This is a genomic window from Bacillus sp. V3-13, from assembly GCF_002860165.1.
Lineage (GTDB): Bacteria > Bacillota > Bacilli > Bacillales > Cytobacillaceae > Bacillus_BJ.
This window is the reverse complement of the sequence record NZ_PGUZ01000049.1, coordinates 1-15,928: the sequence shown is the minus strand read 5'-3', so window position 1 is coordinate 15,928 and position 15,928 is coordinate 1. Positions and strand designations below refer to the sequence as shown.

At 46.4% G+C, this 15,928-nt stretch carries 16 protein-coding genes; 1 reads left to right on the top strand and 15 read right to left on the bottom strand.

Annotated elements, in window-relative coordinates; genetic code table 11:
• Positions 1-13 precede the first annotated feature (13 nt).
• The gene (locus tag CU633_RS17065; protein WP_101661793.1) at positions 14-436 is read left to right on the top strand and encodes a VanZ family protein; all 423 of its coding nucleotides are present in this window, start codon (positions 14-16) and stop codon (positions 434-436) included.
• A gap of 26 nt (positions 437-462) precedes the next feature.
• Here the strand turns inward: CU633_RS17065 and spoIID are convergent, their stop codons facing one another.
• The 15 genes from spoIID to CU633_RS16990 form a co-directional block, all read right to left on the bottom strand.
• Positions 463-1,494 carry a stage II sporulation protein D gene (spoIID, locus tag CU633_RS17060; RefSeq protein ID WP_101661792.1) on the bottom strand — a complete coding sequence of 344 codons (1,032 nt, stop codon included), beginning with the start codon at positions 1,492-1,494 and terminating at the stop codon, positions 463-465.
• 833 nt (positions 1,495-2,327) lie between these two features.
• Complete coding sequence (murA, locus tag CU633_RS17055) at positions 2,328-3,641, bottom strand: UDP-N-acetylglucosamine 1-carboxyvinyltransferase (RefSeq protein WP_101661791.1); 1,314 nt, start codon at positions 3,639-3,641, stop codon at positions 2,328-2,330.
• 32 nt (positions 3,642-3,673) lie between these two features.
• Positions 3,674-4,417 (bottom strand): YwmB family TATA-box binding protein, encoded by a 744-nt coding sequence (locus tag CU633_RS17050; RefSeq protein WP_101661790.1) that lies wholly within the window; start codon positions 4,415-4,417, stop codon positions 3,674-3,676.
• Between the two features lie 230 nt (positions 4,418-4,647).
• A complete protein-coding gene (locus CU633_RS17045) occupies positions 4,648-4,905 on the bottom strand; it encodes a DUF1146 family protein (protein ID WP_101661789.1) in 258 nt (85 codons plus the stop codon).
• A gap of 197 nt (positions 4,906-5,102) precedes the next feature.
• Positions 5,103-6,614, bottom strand: a complete 1,512-nt coding sequence (nuoN, locus tag CU633_RS17040) for an NADH-quinone oxidoreductase subunit NuoN (protein ID WP_101661788.1) — start codon at positions 6,612-6,614, stop codon at positions 5,103-5,105.
• A 6-nt stretch (positions 6,615-6,620) separates the two neighbouring features.
• Positions 6,621-8,129 (bottom strand): complex I subunit 4 family protein, encoded by a 1,509-nt coding sequence (locus tag CU633_RS17035; RefSeq protein WP_101661787.1) that lies wholly within the window; start codon positions 8,127-8,129, stop codon positions 6,621-6,623.
• On the bottom strand, positions 8,126-9,991 hold the full coding sequence (gene nuoL, locus CU633_RS17030) for an NADH-quinone oxidoreductase subunit L (RefSeq protein ID WP_101661786.1): 1,866 nt from the start codon (positions 9,989-9,991) through the stop codon (positions 8,126-8,128). The genes CU633_RS17035 and nuoL overlap by 4 nt, the downstream gene beginning before the upstream one ends.
• A 175-nt stretch (positions 9,992-10,166) precedes the next feature.
• Positions 10,167-10,481, bottom strand: coding sequence for an NADH-quinone oxidoreductase subunit NuoK (gene nuoK, locus CU633_RS17025; protein WP_101661785.1), 315 nt, complete (start codon positions 10,479-10,481; stop codon positions 10,167-10,169).
• A complete protein-coding gene (locus CU633_RS17020) occupies positions 10,478-10,999 on the bottom strand; it encodes an NADH-quinone oxidoreductase subunit J (protein WP_101661784.1) in 522 nt (173 codons plus the stop codon). The genes nuoK and CU633_RS17020 overlap by 4 nt, the downstream gene beginning before the upstream one ends.
• Positions 10,996-11,415 (bottom strand): NADH-quinone oxidoreductase subunit NuoI, encoded by a 420-nt coding sequence (gene nuoI, locus CU633_RS17015; protein WP_101661783.1) that lies wholly within the window; start codon positions 11,413-11,415, stop codon positions 10,996-10,998. Before nuoI ends, CU633_RS17020 begins: the two co-directional genes overlap by 4 nt.
• A gap of 32 nt (positions 11,416-11,447) precedes the next feature.
• Positions 11,448-12,458: an NADH-quinone oxidoreductase subunit NuoH gene (gene nuoH / locus CU633_RS17010; RefSeq protein WP_101661782.1), complete on the bottom strand. Its 1,011-nt coding sequence runs from the start codon at positions 12,456-12,458 to the stop codon at positions 11,448-11,450.
• Positions 12,458-13,558 (bottom strand): NADH-quinone oxidoreductase subunit D, encoded by a 1,101-nt coding sequence (locus CU633_RS17005; protein ID WP_101661781.1) that lies wholly within the window; start codon positions 13,556-13,558, stop codon positions 12,458-12,460. Before CU633_RS17005 ends, nuoH begins: the two co-directional genes overlap by 1 nt.
• Positions 13,559-13,561: 3 nt before the next feature.
• Entirely contained in the window at positions 13,562-14,716 is a 1,155-nt protein-coding gene (locus CU633_RS17000; RefSeq protein WP_101661780.1) for an NADH-quinone oxidoreductase subunit C, read from the bottom strand.
• Positions 14,717-14,719: 3 nt separating this feature from the next.
• Entirely contained in the window at positions 14,720-15,232 is a 513-nt protein-coding gene (locus tag CU633_RS16995; RefSeq protein WP_142383434.1) for a NuoB/complex I 20 kDa subunit family protein, read from the bottom strand.
• Positions 15,223-15,597: an NADH-quinone oxidoreductase subunit A gene (locus tag CU633_RS16990; protein ID WP_101661778.1), complete on the bottom strand. Its 375-nt coding sequence runs from the start codon at positions 15,595-15,597 to the stop codon at positions 15,223-15,225. Before CU633_RS16990 ends, CU633_RS16995 begins: the two co-directional genes overlap by 10 nt.
• Between the last annotated feature and the right edge of the window lie 331 nt (positions 15,598-15,928).

Genomic DNA, 15,928 nt, shown 5'->3' with positions numbered 1-15,928 from the left:
AGGAGTTTTTCCCATGGTGATTGTAAAGTGGACGATACGGCTGCTGCCGCTCGCTTATATGGCGTTGATTTGGATTCTTTCGAGCTTGCCTGATAATGCCGTCGTTGAACTCCCGTCCTCTTCGATTGACCGCTTCACGAAGGAATCGCTTCATTTAGTAGAATTTGCAATATTGCATGTACTGTTGGCAGCAGCCTTTTTAACATTTGGGAAGTTTTCGGCAACGGCAAATCTCGTTTGCGCCCTGATCGCTGCGTGTTATGGATTACTCGATGAGGTTCACCAATATTTCGTCCCATACCGCTCGGCGACTTTAATTGATTTTATAAAAGATGTCATTGGTGTGACGGTTGCCTGGTGGATCATCAGGGAAGCTTATTTTCAGAGGCGTTTTCCTGTAGTAGCTGCCGCATTGGATAAATTAAAAAAGATATAAAAACACCGAAGCGCGCGGCTTCGGTGTTATTTTTGTGCCGTTATTTTTGTCAAAAGTGTATCAGATTGCGTAATTTCAACGCCCTGGTAGTAATGCTGGACAATTTCCTGATAGTTTTTTCCTTCAGATGCCATTCCGTTTGCCCCATATTGGCTCATTCCGACGCCGTGCCCGTACCCTTTTGTTGTGATCACGACATTTTCCCCTTTTAATACCCAGCTAAAATCGGAGGACTGAAGGTCAAGCTTTTCACGGATATCTTTCCCGGTCAGCTCTTTTCCACCGATCTTCACTTTTCCAACCCGTTTTCCTGCTGTTCTTTCGGTGATGGTTTTCCCAAAGTTGGCGGGATCAGTAATCTTTACGCCCAGCGTCGATTCAAACTGTGCCACCGGGATCACTTTCTGGGCAGTAAACTTGGGAGATTCTTTATCCCAGGGACTTTGGACGCTTCTTAAATAAGGATAAGAGTTTTTCCAATAATCCTCCGAGTTTTCGGTAAAGCCGTTACTGGTCGAAAAAAAGGTTGGCGTGATCGGTGAACCTTCATATGTTAAAATTTGTCCGGCCGTTTCCTGAACTGCGGCGGTAACTTTCTTCAGTTTCCAGTCATAGTCTTTGCCCCAATTTTTCTTCAAGTCCTGATCGTTTTTATATACTTGGTGCAGCTCTGTATCTGTCACATCTGCACCTTCGGGTACCCCGACTGTCTTGCCGCTGATCATTTGGCTGAGAATATAAGTTCTTGCTGCCAATACCTGCGCCTTGAGTGCTTCCTTTTCAAAATCAGCCGGCATTTCTGCAGCGACAACGCCAACCAAGTATTTTTCAAGAGGTATTTTTTCAATTTGTTTTGCAGCAGTTCTGTACACGGCTACTTCAAGTGCCGGCTCAGCGGCGTTTCCACCTTCAGTTGCTTGTGGTGATGGATCCTTCTCTTCGCCAAGCTGTCCGGCTGCCTTTTCCTCTGCAAATGGAAGGACAAGCATTGTTGGAACCATTAAGGTGATGACAAATAGAATGGCTGCTAGTACAATGAATGGTTTGATCTTTATCATGATAAGGCCCCCATACGAAATGTAAACGGGATAGTGGCTCATTCCCGTCTCGATTCATCATATGGAGAAGCTTAACCAAATATGTCAGAAAAATAATTGGTTGTGGTTTTGGAGCGGAATTTCGAATATTGGAAGAGAATTTCGGATTTTCCGGGGGAGCGATTCATGATTTATGAATACTATTTCGGATTTATGAGTGTGAGCCTTGAGATTTACGAGCGGATCTTCAGATTTACGAGCGGAACTCAAAATTCATGAGCGGAAACACGGATTTACGAGCGGAACTTCTCCAGGTAATGAAGGACTTTTTGTGCGATCCGTGCCAGGGAAAAGTCCTTCATCCAGCTCATGAAGGACAATTTGAGCGTTCCGTGCCTGGGAAAAGTCCTTCATCCAGGCTATGAAGGACTTTTTGTGCGATCCGTGCCCGGGAAAAGTCCTTCATCCAGGCTATGAAGGACTTTTTGTGCGTTCCGTGCCCGGGAAAAGTCCTTCATCCAGCTTATGAAGGACAATTTGAGCGTTCCGTGCCTGGGAAAAGTCCTTCATCCAGCTCATGAAGGACAATTTGAGCGTTCCGTGCCTGGGAAAAGTCCTTCATCCAGGCTATGAAGGACTTTTTGTGCGTTCCGGGCCAGGGAAAAGTCCTTCATCCAGCTTATGAAGGACAATTTGAGCGTTCCGTGCCTGGGAAAAGTCCTTCACGTTCACGTTTACAAGTGAAACTACATCATGACCATGACCGCGCATTTAGATGCCCAATAACATCGGAGTATGCGCGTGCACCGGCAAAACGATAAAAAGCCGGGAGATCGTTCCCGACTTTTTGTGTATTAAGCATTCATATCAGAGATCATTGTTTCTTCAATCGCAATTATGTCGTCTTCTTCGCGGACTCTTTCGATGTCAGCACCGAGCGAAGCTAATTTATGATGGAAATCGACATAGCCGCGGTCAAGGTGCTTTAATTCTGTTACGCGGGTAACTCCATCTGCTACAAGTCCTGTTAGGATCAACGCGGCAGCTGCGCGAAGATCGGTTGCAGCCACTTCTGCTCCTTGCAGATCGGATGGTCCGTTTACAATCACAGAACGGCCTTCTATTTTAATTTCCGCATTCATTCTTCTAAATTCTTCCACATGCATAAACCGGTTTTCGAAAACGGTTTCGGTAATCACGCTTGTTCCTTTGGCTCTAAGCAATAAAGACATCATTTGGGACTGCATGTCAGTCGGAAAGCCCGGATGCGGCATCGTCTTAATATCGACTGCCTTTAATTTTTCAGGGCCGATGACGCGGATGCCGTCTGCTTCTTCACGAATGGTGACGCCCATTTCTTCCATCTTTGCAATTAATGAAGCGATATGCTCGGGAACAGCACCTTTAACAAGGACATTGCCACCTGTGATCGCTGCCGCAACCATAAATGTTCCTGCTTCAATTCGGTCAGGAATAATGTTGTGCTCAGCACCAAAAAGTACATCCACACCTTCAATGCGAATCGTGCCGGTACCGGCGCCTCTTACCTTTGCACCCATCTTGTTTAAGAAATTTGCAAGGTCAACGATTTCCGGCTCTTTTGCAACGTTCTCAATAACTGTTGTACCTTTAGCAAGAGTTGCTGCCATCATGATATTTTCCGTAGCGCCGACACTTGGAAAATCAAGATATATTTTTGCTCCATGCAAGCGGCCCCTAGGTGCTTTCGCTTCAATGAAACCATTCCCTACTTTTACTACCGCACCCATTGCTTCAAACCCTTTGAGGTGCTGGTCTATCGGACGGGAGCCGATCGCACATCCGCCTGGCAATGCTACACGCGCACGTCCATTTCGCGCTAAAAGTGAGCCCATCACCAATACTGAAGCGCGCATTTTACGAACATATTCGAAAGGCGCTTCCACTTTTAAGTCACCAGATGCATTAACAACAACTTCGTTATTTTTAAACTCCACTTCGGCGTTCAAATAGCGCAACACTTCATTGATGGTATATACATCGGAGAGAGTCGGCACATCACGAATTACGCTTTTTCCATCACTTGCTAATAGTGTTGCAGCGATTACAGGCAATACGGCGTTTTTTGCTCCTTCAACTTTTACGGTACCGTTAAGCCTTCTTCCGCCGCGGACGATGATTTTTTCCAAAAGTATTCCCCTCCGCGTCCAATTTCTCTATATTAATATTCAATCGTTATGATGGGTGTGCCAACTACGACGGTAGTCTTTTCGCCCAATCCATGATTGCGTAAAGCCAACTGAAAGTTCATCTTTTCAGATTTGCCATTAAGCTCAGCGGCAAACAGCGGCGAATATGCCGACACTGAAATAAATGAATCTTCCTGTAAAGCTTCGATTTTTTTTCCATTTAAGACTTCGAGTAACATGTTTACATATTCAGGCAAAGCCGTTTTAAGCTTATCATTGAATTCGCCTTTGATACAAGAGAAAATTGTGGTATTTCCACGAAAAATGTCAGAAATTCGCTCAGCGATACCAATTTTGAGAAAATTTTCCGAAATTTCGTTCCATTGTTTTCCATTCACCTCGTAAATTAGATATGCATGGATTTCCTGGTTGCCGGGTGTGATCAGGACCCGAATCTTTTCTTGATAATTCGAACCGTCCAGGAAAGCAGTAACTTCACGATGTTTTTTGCCGTCAAAATTCGACCATTTCCATGTCGAAAATTCCTGTTGCAAAGCATCTATGTACTGCTCTGCATCATGGGCGGTTTGAAAAGTTTCCAGTTTTTCTCTTGCATGTAGAGACCATTCACTGATGATAATATTCTCGTCACGCAATTTCTTTGCCAATGTCAATAGGTCTTGTTGTCCATTTGCTACAGTCGTTCTATTCCCAAGTTGAAAGATGATAAAACCAATTATGCCAATAAATGATAACACGATTGATAATTTCTTCATTTTTTAGACTCCTCCCCTTAGTACCAGTGTTACCACGGGGGAGCTGATCATACTTGGGAATTCTCGTCACTTTTAGACAATGGGAGAACAGGTGTGCTCAACAAATCACAATGCATTTTTCATATACATGCGAAGCGGCCTTTTATGTAGGGACTAAAAGTACTCCTTAAAAAACAGCAACAAAAAGTATTTTACTTAAAAACTTCCCGTTTGGGAACATGTATGAAGACCTAAATTTTTACCATAAAAATAAATTGGAAAATGAGCGGGAGCTGTTGGGACCATAACAAGTAGTCGAGAAAGAAATTGCTGACAGTCGACCCGAGCGCAATCGATAAAAGAATATAGAGTGCTCTGGCCTGGATCACATGGTTTGCACGGAGAATCTTATCGATATTGATAGCCTGAAGTGCCCACCATGCGAGAGCAATAAAGACGAGGTGTGCCAAAATGCTGATTACAGCCTGTTGTCCAAAACCTGTCATCATGATAACGACCTCCTAATTTTCACTGTTGACCATTGTACCATCTCTGTTAAGCACAAGAAAGACAGTTGCCTTATCATTTGACGAAAAACATGGTGAAAGGTTTCAGCTAAACAACAAAAGAAGGAGACAATTTTGCCCCCTTCGATTATTTTACTCTTCATAATGCCTTGCTTTGCCTGATACTGTCTCGATTTTTATTATTGTAAATAATCCAGCAAGTTAAAATTCCCAGAGTGGAAAAAGTCAATTGCCAGGTTTGGCATGAGGCCAAACAGGACGGTGGCAATAGCACACACGATCATGACGGCTGAAACACCAGCCGGGATCCTAATCTTTTCATCACTTGCTGAAGGCCTGAAGAACATTTGTGTCATTATGCCAAAATAATAAACATATGACACAACTGTCGCTGCAATCATAAGTGATGCCAACACGTAATGGCCCGGGTTAGGTGCGAGTGCACCGATAAAAATATTCAACTTTCCGATAAAACCAGCTGTTCCGGGAATGCCGGCTAGCGAGAGAATAAAAATTCCCATTATAACAGCGAGGAACGGTGCGCGGCGGTAAAGGCCGGCAAACTCGCTGACGTCTTCAGTGCCAGCCTTTTCAGTCAGTAACTGCACGACCGCAAAGGCACCCAGATTCATAAACAGATAAGCCAGCAAGTAAAACCACAAGGCATCGAATATAAACGTAAAGGTGGTCACAGCAACAAGCAGATAACCGGCGTGTGCGATACTTGAATAGGCGAGCATCCTTTTTATATTGCGCTGCCTTAGCGCGACAACATTTCCGATCACCATCGTTGCTCCTGCCAGAAAAGCGATATAATCCTGCACCTTAAGCAACAGAGGAAGCGAGCCTGGCCCTTCGGAAGAGATGCTCGCAAAAATCGTCAGCAGCACGCGCACTAACAAAACAAATCCTGCCGTTTTCGAGACAACGCTCAAGAAAGCTGTAACCGGTGTCGGCGCCCCTTCGTAAACATCCGGTGCCCACATATGGAACGGAGCTGTTGCAAGCTTAAAGGATAACCCGACAAGGATCATAAAAAAGGCTAATCCGAGCAGGTAGATATGCTGGGATTCAAGACTGGACCTCAAAACACTGCCCATTTCTTTCAAATTGGTTGTTCCTGTTAAGCCGTATACATAGCTCATCCCAAACAACGTGATTCCGGTTGAGATTCCGCCGTTGATGACGTACTTCATCGCTGATTCATTGGAGCGCAAATTCGTTTTTCGCATTCCCGCTAAAATGTATGAGGAAATCGATAACAATTCAAGGCCCACAAACAGCGTAATCAGGTCACCGCTTGACGTCATGATCATCGCGCCGAGCAGGCCGGCGAGAAACAGGTAGAAAAACTCTCCCCTGTACTCCTTCATTCCTTCTTTCGGTTCATAGCTGATCGCGAGCAGCATGACTAAAGCAGCGCCCCCTAAAAGCAGCAGCTTGAAAAGCTTCGCAAATGAATCAAGCCTGAAAGTATCATACAAAATCGAGCCAACCGGATCGTCGATTAAACCAACGAGGAAAGCAATTGCCGCCAATATCCCGGCAAGTCCGAGCCAGCCCAACAGTTTCCGGTCGATTCGCTTTGGCATAAAAAGATCGAGCAGCGACAGCAATGCCGCTAGTCCGAGGATGATGAATTCAGGTGCCATGATTCCCCATTCAAACGATAATAAAGTTTTGAGATCCATCCTTCATCAGCCTCCTATCCCGAGCATGATCGACTCTATTGTTGTCTCCAGTGCCCCGCCGAGAATAGCCGGGTACACTCCAATTAAAATGATTAAACCGATCAGCGTTAAGACTGGCACCATTTCAACCGTTCGCAAATCGGGAACTCCGGCAAACTCGCGGTGTGCTTTACCAAACGTGATCGAAAGGACAGCCCTTAATAGATAAACAGCTGTCATGATGATCCCGATTGCCCCGATCGCCGCTAAAACTGGATTTGTTTCGAACAAGCCGAGAAACGCCATGAACTCACTTATGAAGCCGGACATTCCCGGAAGGCCGAGCGAAGCCATTGCCCCGGCCAGTAAAAAGCCCCCCGTTAGCGGCATTCCTCTTGCAAGCCCGCCAAGGTTGTCAAGCTGGGACGTTTGCAATCGTTCATAAAAAATACTGACAAGGAAGAACAGCAACGCGGAGATTAGCCCATGGGAGACAACCTGGAAAATGGCTCCCTGAACGCCTGCCTCATTGGCTGCCCCCACTCCTATTAAGACGATCCCCATATGGGAAATCGAAGAATACGCAAGCACCATTTTGAAATCCTTTTGGATCAAGGCAAGGAACGCCCCGTAAAGCAGGTTAACAACACCAAGGACCGCCAGCAGCGGAGCAAGCTCCAAAAACTGTTCCGGAAAAATCCCCATCCCAAAACGGATCAAACCGAATGCACCAATTTTTAAAAGTATTCCGGAGTGAAGCATCACAATTGATGGCGGTGCCTGAACGTGAACCTTCAGCATCCAGCTGTGCAAAGGAAAAATCGGCAGCTTGACGCCAAAAGCGACAATCAGCGCAATCAGCAAGCCGAACTTCAGCGGATCGGACAAAGGTGACTGCGGTCCTCCCGCATTGACCAGTTGTGAGAGCAGATCTATATTCGCTGTGCCCGTTTTTGCAAACAGCACCATAATGACAATCAGCAGGACAGCAGACCCTAACCCGTTGTAGACAAGGAAGCTGAATGCTGCTTTTTCTTTTTCAAAATAGCCCCACTTCCCGATTAAAAAGAACATCGGGATCAACGTGATCTCGAAAAAGATAAAGAACAAAATCAAGTTTTCAGCCGCAAACACGCCGAGCATTCCCGTTTGCAAAAGCAAAAACAGCATGAAATAGCCTTTCCATTCTTTTTTTATATGAATGGACGCGATCGCTGCCAGGGTCGACAGCACAGCTGTTAACACAATCATAATTAACGAGAAACCGTCGACACCGAGCTCATAAAAAATCGCATATAAATACTCGTCCGGCAGGTTCGCAAATTTTATCCATGGAAGCTCAACCGAAAAACGGTCCAAATCCGCCCCGCCCCTGTATTGAAAATAAGCAACCAACGCGAGGATAAGCGCAGGCAGTGTTGCGATAAAGCCGATCGTCTTAATCAACGTTTCCTTTGCTTTTGGCACAAAGGCGAGCACAAGAATACCGAGCAAGGGGGAGAAAACCAGAGCGGTTAAAAGATAGCTGCTGTTCATCCAAAATACCCCCCTGTCAAAGCAAAGATGACGACCAGCAAGGCGAGGCCGAAAAAGGCAACCGTACCGTATGTTTGCACCTGGCCATCCTGGAGTTTTGCGCCCATTTTTCCTAACGCCTGGACGAACGTGGTGACTCCCTTAATGATTCCCTCGACCAAAAACACTTCAATGTAACGGAGAAAGTAGCTTATGCCCTTTGCGCCATTGACAAACGAAAGCTGGTAAAACTCATCGATATAGTATTTGTTATACAGGATGTTATAGGCCATTGGCATCCGGCTGCTGAACATATCCCTTGCAAGCGAGCCTTTGCCGTAAATAAGCCAGGCGAGCAGGATTCCAAGCAGGGAAACAACGGTCGCCACGACCATGATCCAGGCCGGGCCTTCAATGTGGCCATGGCCAAGCGCTTCATTTCCTTCCGCCAGCCAATCACCCAAAAAGGTTCCAAACCAAGGGGTATTGACGTAGCCGGCAACAATCGCGAGCACACCTAAAACGATCATCGGAAACGTCATCACTGCAGGCGATTCATAGACTTTTCCGATATCGGAGCGGGCTTCTCCCGTAAATACCATAAAGAAGAGCCGGAACATATAGAACGCTGTAAAAAACGCGGCTGCCACTGCAAGCCAGAACAATGCGGTATTCCCGTGGGCCCATGCCGCAATTAAAATTTCATCCTTACTGAAGAACCCGGAAAATAACGGTACACCGCTTATTGCCAGAGTCCCAATTAGAAATAACGGTCCGGTGATGCGCAGCTTCTTCCATAAGCCGCCCATTTGTTCAATGTCCTGCGTATGGACAGCATGGATCACACTGCCAGCCGCCAGGAACAGCAAGGCCTTAAAGAAAGCGTGGGTCATCAAGTGAAACACACCGGCCACATATCCGGCAGAACCCAATGCCAGCATCATGTAGCCAAGCTGGCTGACCGTGGAATAGGCGAGAACCCTTTTAATATCCTTTTGGACAAGGCCGATGCTTGCGGCAAAAATCGCCGTGAATGCCCCAGTGACCGCGACGGTCATTAATGCCGTTTCGCTCGCTGTAAAAAGCGGGAATAGCGCAGCTACCAAATAGACACCGGCCGCTACCATTGTCGCTGCGTGAATAAGGGCGGAAACAGGAGTCGGGCCTTCCATTGCATCTGGTAGCCATGTATGAAGCGGAAACTGGCCCGATTTTCCGACTGCCCCGACAAAGACGAGAATCGCCGTCAGCGTAATCATTCCTTCGGAAATAATTCCTTCTTCAACCGCCCTGAATATTTCATCATACTCAAAGCTGCCGACCTGCCAGAATAGCAGGATCATCCCGATAAAGAGGCCGACATCGCCAACGCGTGTCATAATAAACGCTTTTTTAGCTGCCTGCTTCGCTTCATCTTTATAATAGTAAAACCCGATTAACAGGAACGAACCGAGACCGACAAGCTCCCAGAAAATATAGGTTTGCAAAAGGTTCGGTGATAAAACAAGGCCAAGCATTGCAAATGTGAATAATCCCAAATAGGCGTAAAAAACTGAAAGCCGCTCATCGCCATGCATATAGCCTTTTGAATATGTATGTACAAGAAAACTGACGAGCGATACTATAATCAACATCAATGCATTCAATTGATTGACTTCAAACCCCGCTGTTAGCTGAACATCTCCTATCGTCAGCCAGACGGCCTCTGTCTTATATGTCGGTGAAGTAAAACGTTCAAACAATACCAACAGGGAATAGACAAAAGAAGCTAAAGTAAGCAAAATCCCTACATATGCGCTTGCTTCTTTGAGCCGTTTGCCAAATAGAAGAAGGATTACAAACGATAAAAGCGGGAAAAGCGGTATGATCCAAGCACTCTCCATCTCTATCACAATCCCCTTTTAGAACGCGCAGGTGCCACGCAAGCTGCCTGGTCCAGTCAGCGCGTTTGATTGGACCCGCATCATGCTGCGGGTCTGACAGACGAACCCTCCGATCAGGGCCGGGGGCGTCTTTGGATTCCTAAAAAAATTTTTGGAACCTTTTTCTCTGGCATGGTTAATTTTTTAAAATATTCATTTCATCCGAGTTGACTGTTTTACGGTTGCGGTATAAAGCGATTAATATCGCCAGTCCGACAGCAGCTTCAGCCGCTGCAACCGTAATTCCGAACAGAGCAAAGATTTGCCCGTCAATGGACGGCGCGACCCCGTGTTTGCTGAAGGCAACCAGGTTGACATTGACCGCATTCAGCATCAGCTCAATCGAAATCAGGACAATGACCGTATTGCGCTTTGTTAAAGCTCCATACAAGCCGATGCAGAACAAAATTAAGGCAAGGGCCAGGTAAGCTGAAACAGGAACATTGCTCATTCCTTACCCTCCTCCTTTACATCATCTTTTCTGGCGAGAACAATCGCGCCTACCAACGCAACGAGCAGGATTACGGAAACGAGCTCGAACGGAATCATAAATTTCGAATACAATGCAATCCCGATCTGTTCCGTATTGTTTTCGTGGAGCGCACTTTCTGCCGCAGGAAGCTCAAGATTGTAGATTCCAACATAGACGGCAAATGCAAAGCCAAGAACAGCTGCGAGCAAAAGCAGCTTGCGCCATTTCCCCGCTTTTGCTTCACTCGTGTCATTATGGCGCGTCAGCATGATCCCGAATAGCATAATAATCGTAACGGCACCTGAATAAATCAAGATTTGGACAACGGCCAAAAATTCAGCAGACAGCAGAATATAAATGCCGGCGATACTGATAAATGTAAAAACGAGCGCAATGACCATATGGACGACTTTGGAAAGGTTTAATAAAAGCACGCCGCCGATCACCGCCACGATCGCCAGGCACATAAATGCAACTAATTCGCCTGATAACGTCATGCTTTATTCACCTGCCGTTTGTTTTCATCATTCTCATCCAGCCATTCAAGATTTTTGAATAGCTCATCGCGGCTGTACTCCGCCAGCTCGAAATTATTGGTCATGATAATTGCCTCTGTCGGGCATACCTCGGTACAGAGATCACACAAAATACAAATTTCAAAATTAATATCGTATGTGTCAATGATCTTCCCTTTTTTCGCCGGGTCAGGATGCTTTTTACCCGTGAGCTGGATACAGTCGGTTGGGCAGATGGCAGCGCATTGATTACAAACGATGCACTTTTCCGGATAAAATTTTTGAATTCCGCGAAACCGGTCAGGGAGCGGAAGCGGCTCATTTGGATAATCATAGGTCACTTTGCTGCGCGTCATATTTTTCAGGGTATATTTTAAACCTTTCGCTAATCCAAGCATGTTTTCACCCCTTGCGGTTAAAATAGGCTGTTTTAAAACAGGTTGAAAATCTCTTTAATGATTGCCGTCAAGAAAATGTTGGCGAGTGCAACCGGCAGCAGCACCTTCCAGCCGAACTCCATTAATTGGTCGGCACGAACACGCGGAAAGGTGACGCGGAACCAAACCAGTACAAAAATGACGAGGCTGAATTTTAATGCAAACCAGACAGCGCCTGGAATGAAATCCAGGAATGGCAGCGGCAGCCATCCGCCGAGAAACAGCACTGTGGTCAATGACGCCATCGCAAAGAAATACACATATTCGGCAAGCATGTAGAACGCCCAGCGGAATCCGGAATATTCGACATGGAAACCGGCGACAAGCTCCGATTCTGCCTCGGGTAAATCGAACGGTGCCCGGTTTAATTCAGCAACAGACGCAATCAGAAAGATAATAAACGCGATCGGCTGCCAGATAATGAACCAGCCATGTTCCGCCTGCGTGGCCACAATTTCGTTCAAGTTTAAGCTGCCTGATAACAAAATGATTCCGAGCACTGACATGACGAGCGGAATCTCATAGGAAATCATCTGCGCAGCAGCACGCATGCCGCCGAGCAGAGCATACTTGTTATTGGACGCCCATCCCCCGGTCACGATTCCGATCGTTGTTAAGCCGGAAATCGCAATATAATAGAGGAGGCCAACACCAAGATCGGCAAATTGGAGCCGGTCGGTAAACGGAATCGTCGCCAGCACCATAAACGCCGGTGCAAACGCAATGACAGGAGCCAAAATAAACAATGGCCGGTCGGCAAGCTTTGGAATCGTATCCTCTTTAAGAAGCAGCTTTAAAACATCGGCCACTGTCTGGAGCAGCCCCCAGCGGCCGCCGACCTGGTTTGGGCCATGGCGCAGCTGCATAAACCCCATTACCTTCCGCTCCGCAAGAATCGCATATGTAACGAAGCCTAAAACAACAAACAGTAAAGCGGTTGCGAGTAAAAAGAATATCCCAAAATTGGCCAGGCCAGGGGTTGAATATAATAGATCCTCTACCATTAGCCGTCCACCTCCCCAAGAACAATATCAATGGCTCCTAAAATCGCAATCAAGTTCGCAATATTTTCACCTTTTAATAATTTCGGGAGAATTTGCAGGTTATAAAAGGACGGCCTTCTGAATTTTAAACGGTAAGGCTCTTTTTTACCGTCACTGGCAATATAGCAGCCGATCTCACCACGCGGTGATTCAATCCGTACAAAAGCTTCCCCTTTTGGCGCCTTGACAATCTTCGGCACCTTCGCCATGATTTCTCCCCCAGCCGGGAATTGCTCAACCGCCTGCTCAAGAATCTTTAATGACTCTTCAATCTCGGCTAATCTGACCTGGTAGCGGGCCCATGCGTCTCCGCCGCTTTGGACAGGAATATCAAAATGAAAGCGGTCATAAATGGAATACGGCTCATCCTTGCGCAAATCCCATTTCACACCCGTACAGCGCAGGTTTGCCCCGCTTAAGGAATAATTCAAGGCATCCTCCTTCGTGTATGCTCCAACGCCTTTTACACGGTTCAGGAAAATTTCATTCCCGGTTACAAGCTGGTGATAGCCTTTGAGTTGTTCGCGCATGTATGGGACGAACTCGCCAACCTTTTCGATCCAGCCTTCAGGGGCATCCCATTTCACCCCGCCGACACGCATGTAGTTAAAGGTCAATCGGGCTCCGGATAATTCATTTAACATGTTAATGATCATTTCGCGCTCACGGAATGCATAGAGAAACGGGCTGACGGCGCCGATATCCAATAAAAATGTTCCCCACCAGACCAAGTGGCTTGCCACTCTTCCCAGTTCCATTGCGATCACGCGCAAGTACTCGGCACGTTCAGGTATTTCCAGGTCCATCATCGTCTCGACAGCATGGCAAAGGACATAGTTGTTCGTCATTGCCGACAGATAGTCCAATCGGTCCGTATATGGGATGATTTGTGTGTATTGAAGGTCTTCAGCCAGCTTTTCCGTACCTCGGTGCAGATAGCCGATTACTGGCTTCGCTTCCGTAATGATTTCACCGTCGATTTTGATGACAAGACGAAAAACACCGTGTGTACTTGGATGCTGAGGTCCTACATTAAGCAGCATTTCTTCTGTGCGTATCATGAGTTATACCTCCACATCATACGGTTTGTAATCTTTTCTAAGCGGATGGCCGACCCAATCATCACCAAGCATGATCCTATGCAGATTTGGGTGGCCAATAAATTGAATCCCCAGTAGATCATACGCTTCACACTCAGGCCAGTTTGCCCCGGCCCAAAGTGGCTGCAGCGATTGAATAGCCGGTGTGTCACGATCAATTTTCACCTTCAATGCAACTGACTGGCGATTTTTGTATGAGTATAGATGAGCATACACTTCCATATGTGTTTCAAAATCTGTGCCGTGCAGTTCTGATAAGTAATCGAAGCCAAGCTGTTCATTGTATTTTAAAAATTCAGCTACTTTAAAATATGTATCTTTATTGGCGACAAGAGTCGGCACATCTTTTGAAAGTTTATTAATATAGTATTCTTCTAAAACACTATTTCCAAGATGCTCTTCAATCACCTTCACGTATTTATCAAGGAAAGGCTGGTTTGGAGACGGTGCCGCTTCGGCGGCTTGTTCAGTTTCGCTCCCGGCATTGCCGGATGCTGCGGCTTTCGCTTTGGCTGCAGCTGCTGCTTTTGCCTTCGCGGCCGCAATCGCTTTCGCTTTTTCATCATCACCTGCTGCACCGCCAGCCTGTTTGGCCTGTGCGGCCGCCTTTGCTTTCGCTGCCGCAGCGGCTTTCGCCTTGGCTGCTGCGATGGCTTTCGCCTTCTCGTCACCGGTCGCATCGCTTGCTCCCCCGGCTTGTTCCATTGCTTTCTTTTTCGCTGCGGCTGCCGCTTTTGCCTTGGCTACGGCGGCGGCTTTACGCTTCGCCAGGTCATCTCCCTCATCCGTGGGAGCCGCTGCTGTAGATGGTTCCTCTTGTGCTGGCTGTTCTGCTTCCGAAGGTGTTGCGTTTCCTTCTGCTTGCTGCTTCGCCTTCATTTTCGCTAACGCGGCGGCTTTTGCCTTTGCTGCAGCAGCTGCTTTGCGCTTTGCGAGGTCACCGTCCTCTGCTGCAGATGGTTCCTCTTTCAGAACCGGTGCTGCCGGTTTTGCCGAGGAAGCCTGTGATTCAGTCTTGGCAGATGCGGCTTTCCTTTCGGCTAAACGTTGCCGGGCAAGCTCTTTCGCTTTCTCTGCCGCTTCCTTCTTTAATTGTTCAAGATCTTTTTCCCCGCTCATCGACTAGATCACCTTCTTCCCGGTTTTCGCCTCATAACGGATTTTTTCTTTCAATTTATTAATCCCGTAGATCAGTGCTGCGGGATTCGGCGGACAGCCGGGAATATAAACATCAACAGGCACAATTTGGTCAACCCCTTTTACAACCGCGTACGATCTTACGTAAGGGCCTCCGGCAGTAGCACACGACCCCATTGCGATTACCCATTTTGGTTCAGGCATTTGATCGTATAAGCGGCGGACAATCGGCGCCATTTTCTTTGTAACGGTTCCGGAGACGATCATTACATCTGACTGGCGCGGCGAAGTGCGGAAAAAGGACCCGAAACGATCCAAGTCATAATGGGAAGATCCTACTCCCATCATCTCAATTGCACAACATGCCAGTCCAAACGTCATTGGCCACAACGAGTTACTCCGTGCCCATGCTTTAATCTGTTCAAGCGTGGCTAAAAAAACATTCCGTTTTAGCTCTTCCATTTCCTCTGGTGTAACGTTGTCCAATTTTAAATCCATTTCAGCACCTTCTTCTTCCATGCGTACACAAGGCCAATAATGAGCATAAACACAAAAATGAGCATCTCAATCAAAGCAAAAATACCAAGCTTTTCATAAGCTACTGCCCAGGGATAAAGAAAAACCGTTTCGACATCAAAAATCACAAACATCAATCCAAAAATATAATAGCGGACATTGAACTGCACCCTTGAGTCGTGGAATGGCTCAATACCGCTCTCATATGTGGTGTACTTCGTGTCCATCGGCTTGAAAGGACGCAAAAACCGCCCAAAGGTAATTGCCACGATTGGCAGCAAAACGCCGAGACACAGAAACACGAAAACAATTAAATAATTATTCTGATACAAGTTCAAAAGCTCCATGCCCTCCCCCCTAACGCTACAAAATTCACAACATTTAAACTTGTAACCGATACCATTATAGCACTCTTCGAAATATGTGTCGACAAACCCCAACCTATATTTTGGAATTTCTCCCGCCCTTGCTAACCCGCTCGTATAAAGTAAAAAAGGTCAGAAATTGATCAACTTACTCCCCATTAAAAATGAAAAAATTAAGTATGTCAGTGAGATTTTTAACACAATTTCTTCTTTTACAAACTTTTGTGTGAAAACTTAAAGCTTGCCTTTATATCACTAGCGTTGCATAAATGTAGTTAGAATATTCAGTTAATACATTTCCATGATTTTGAGC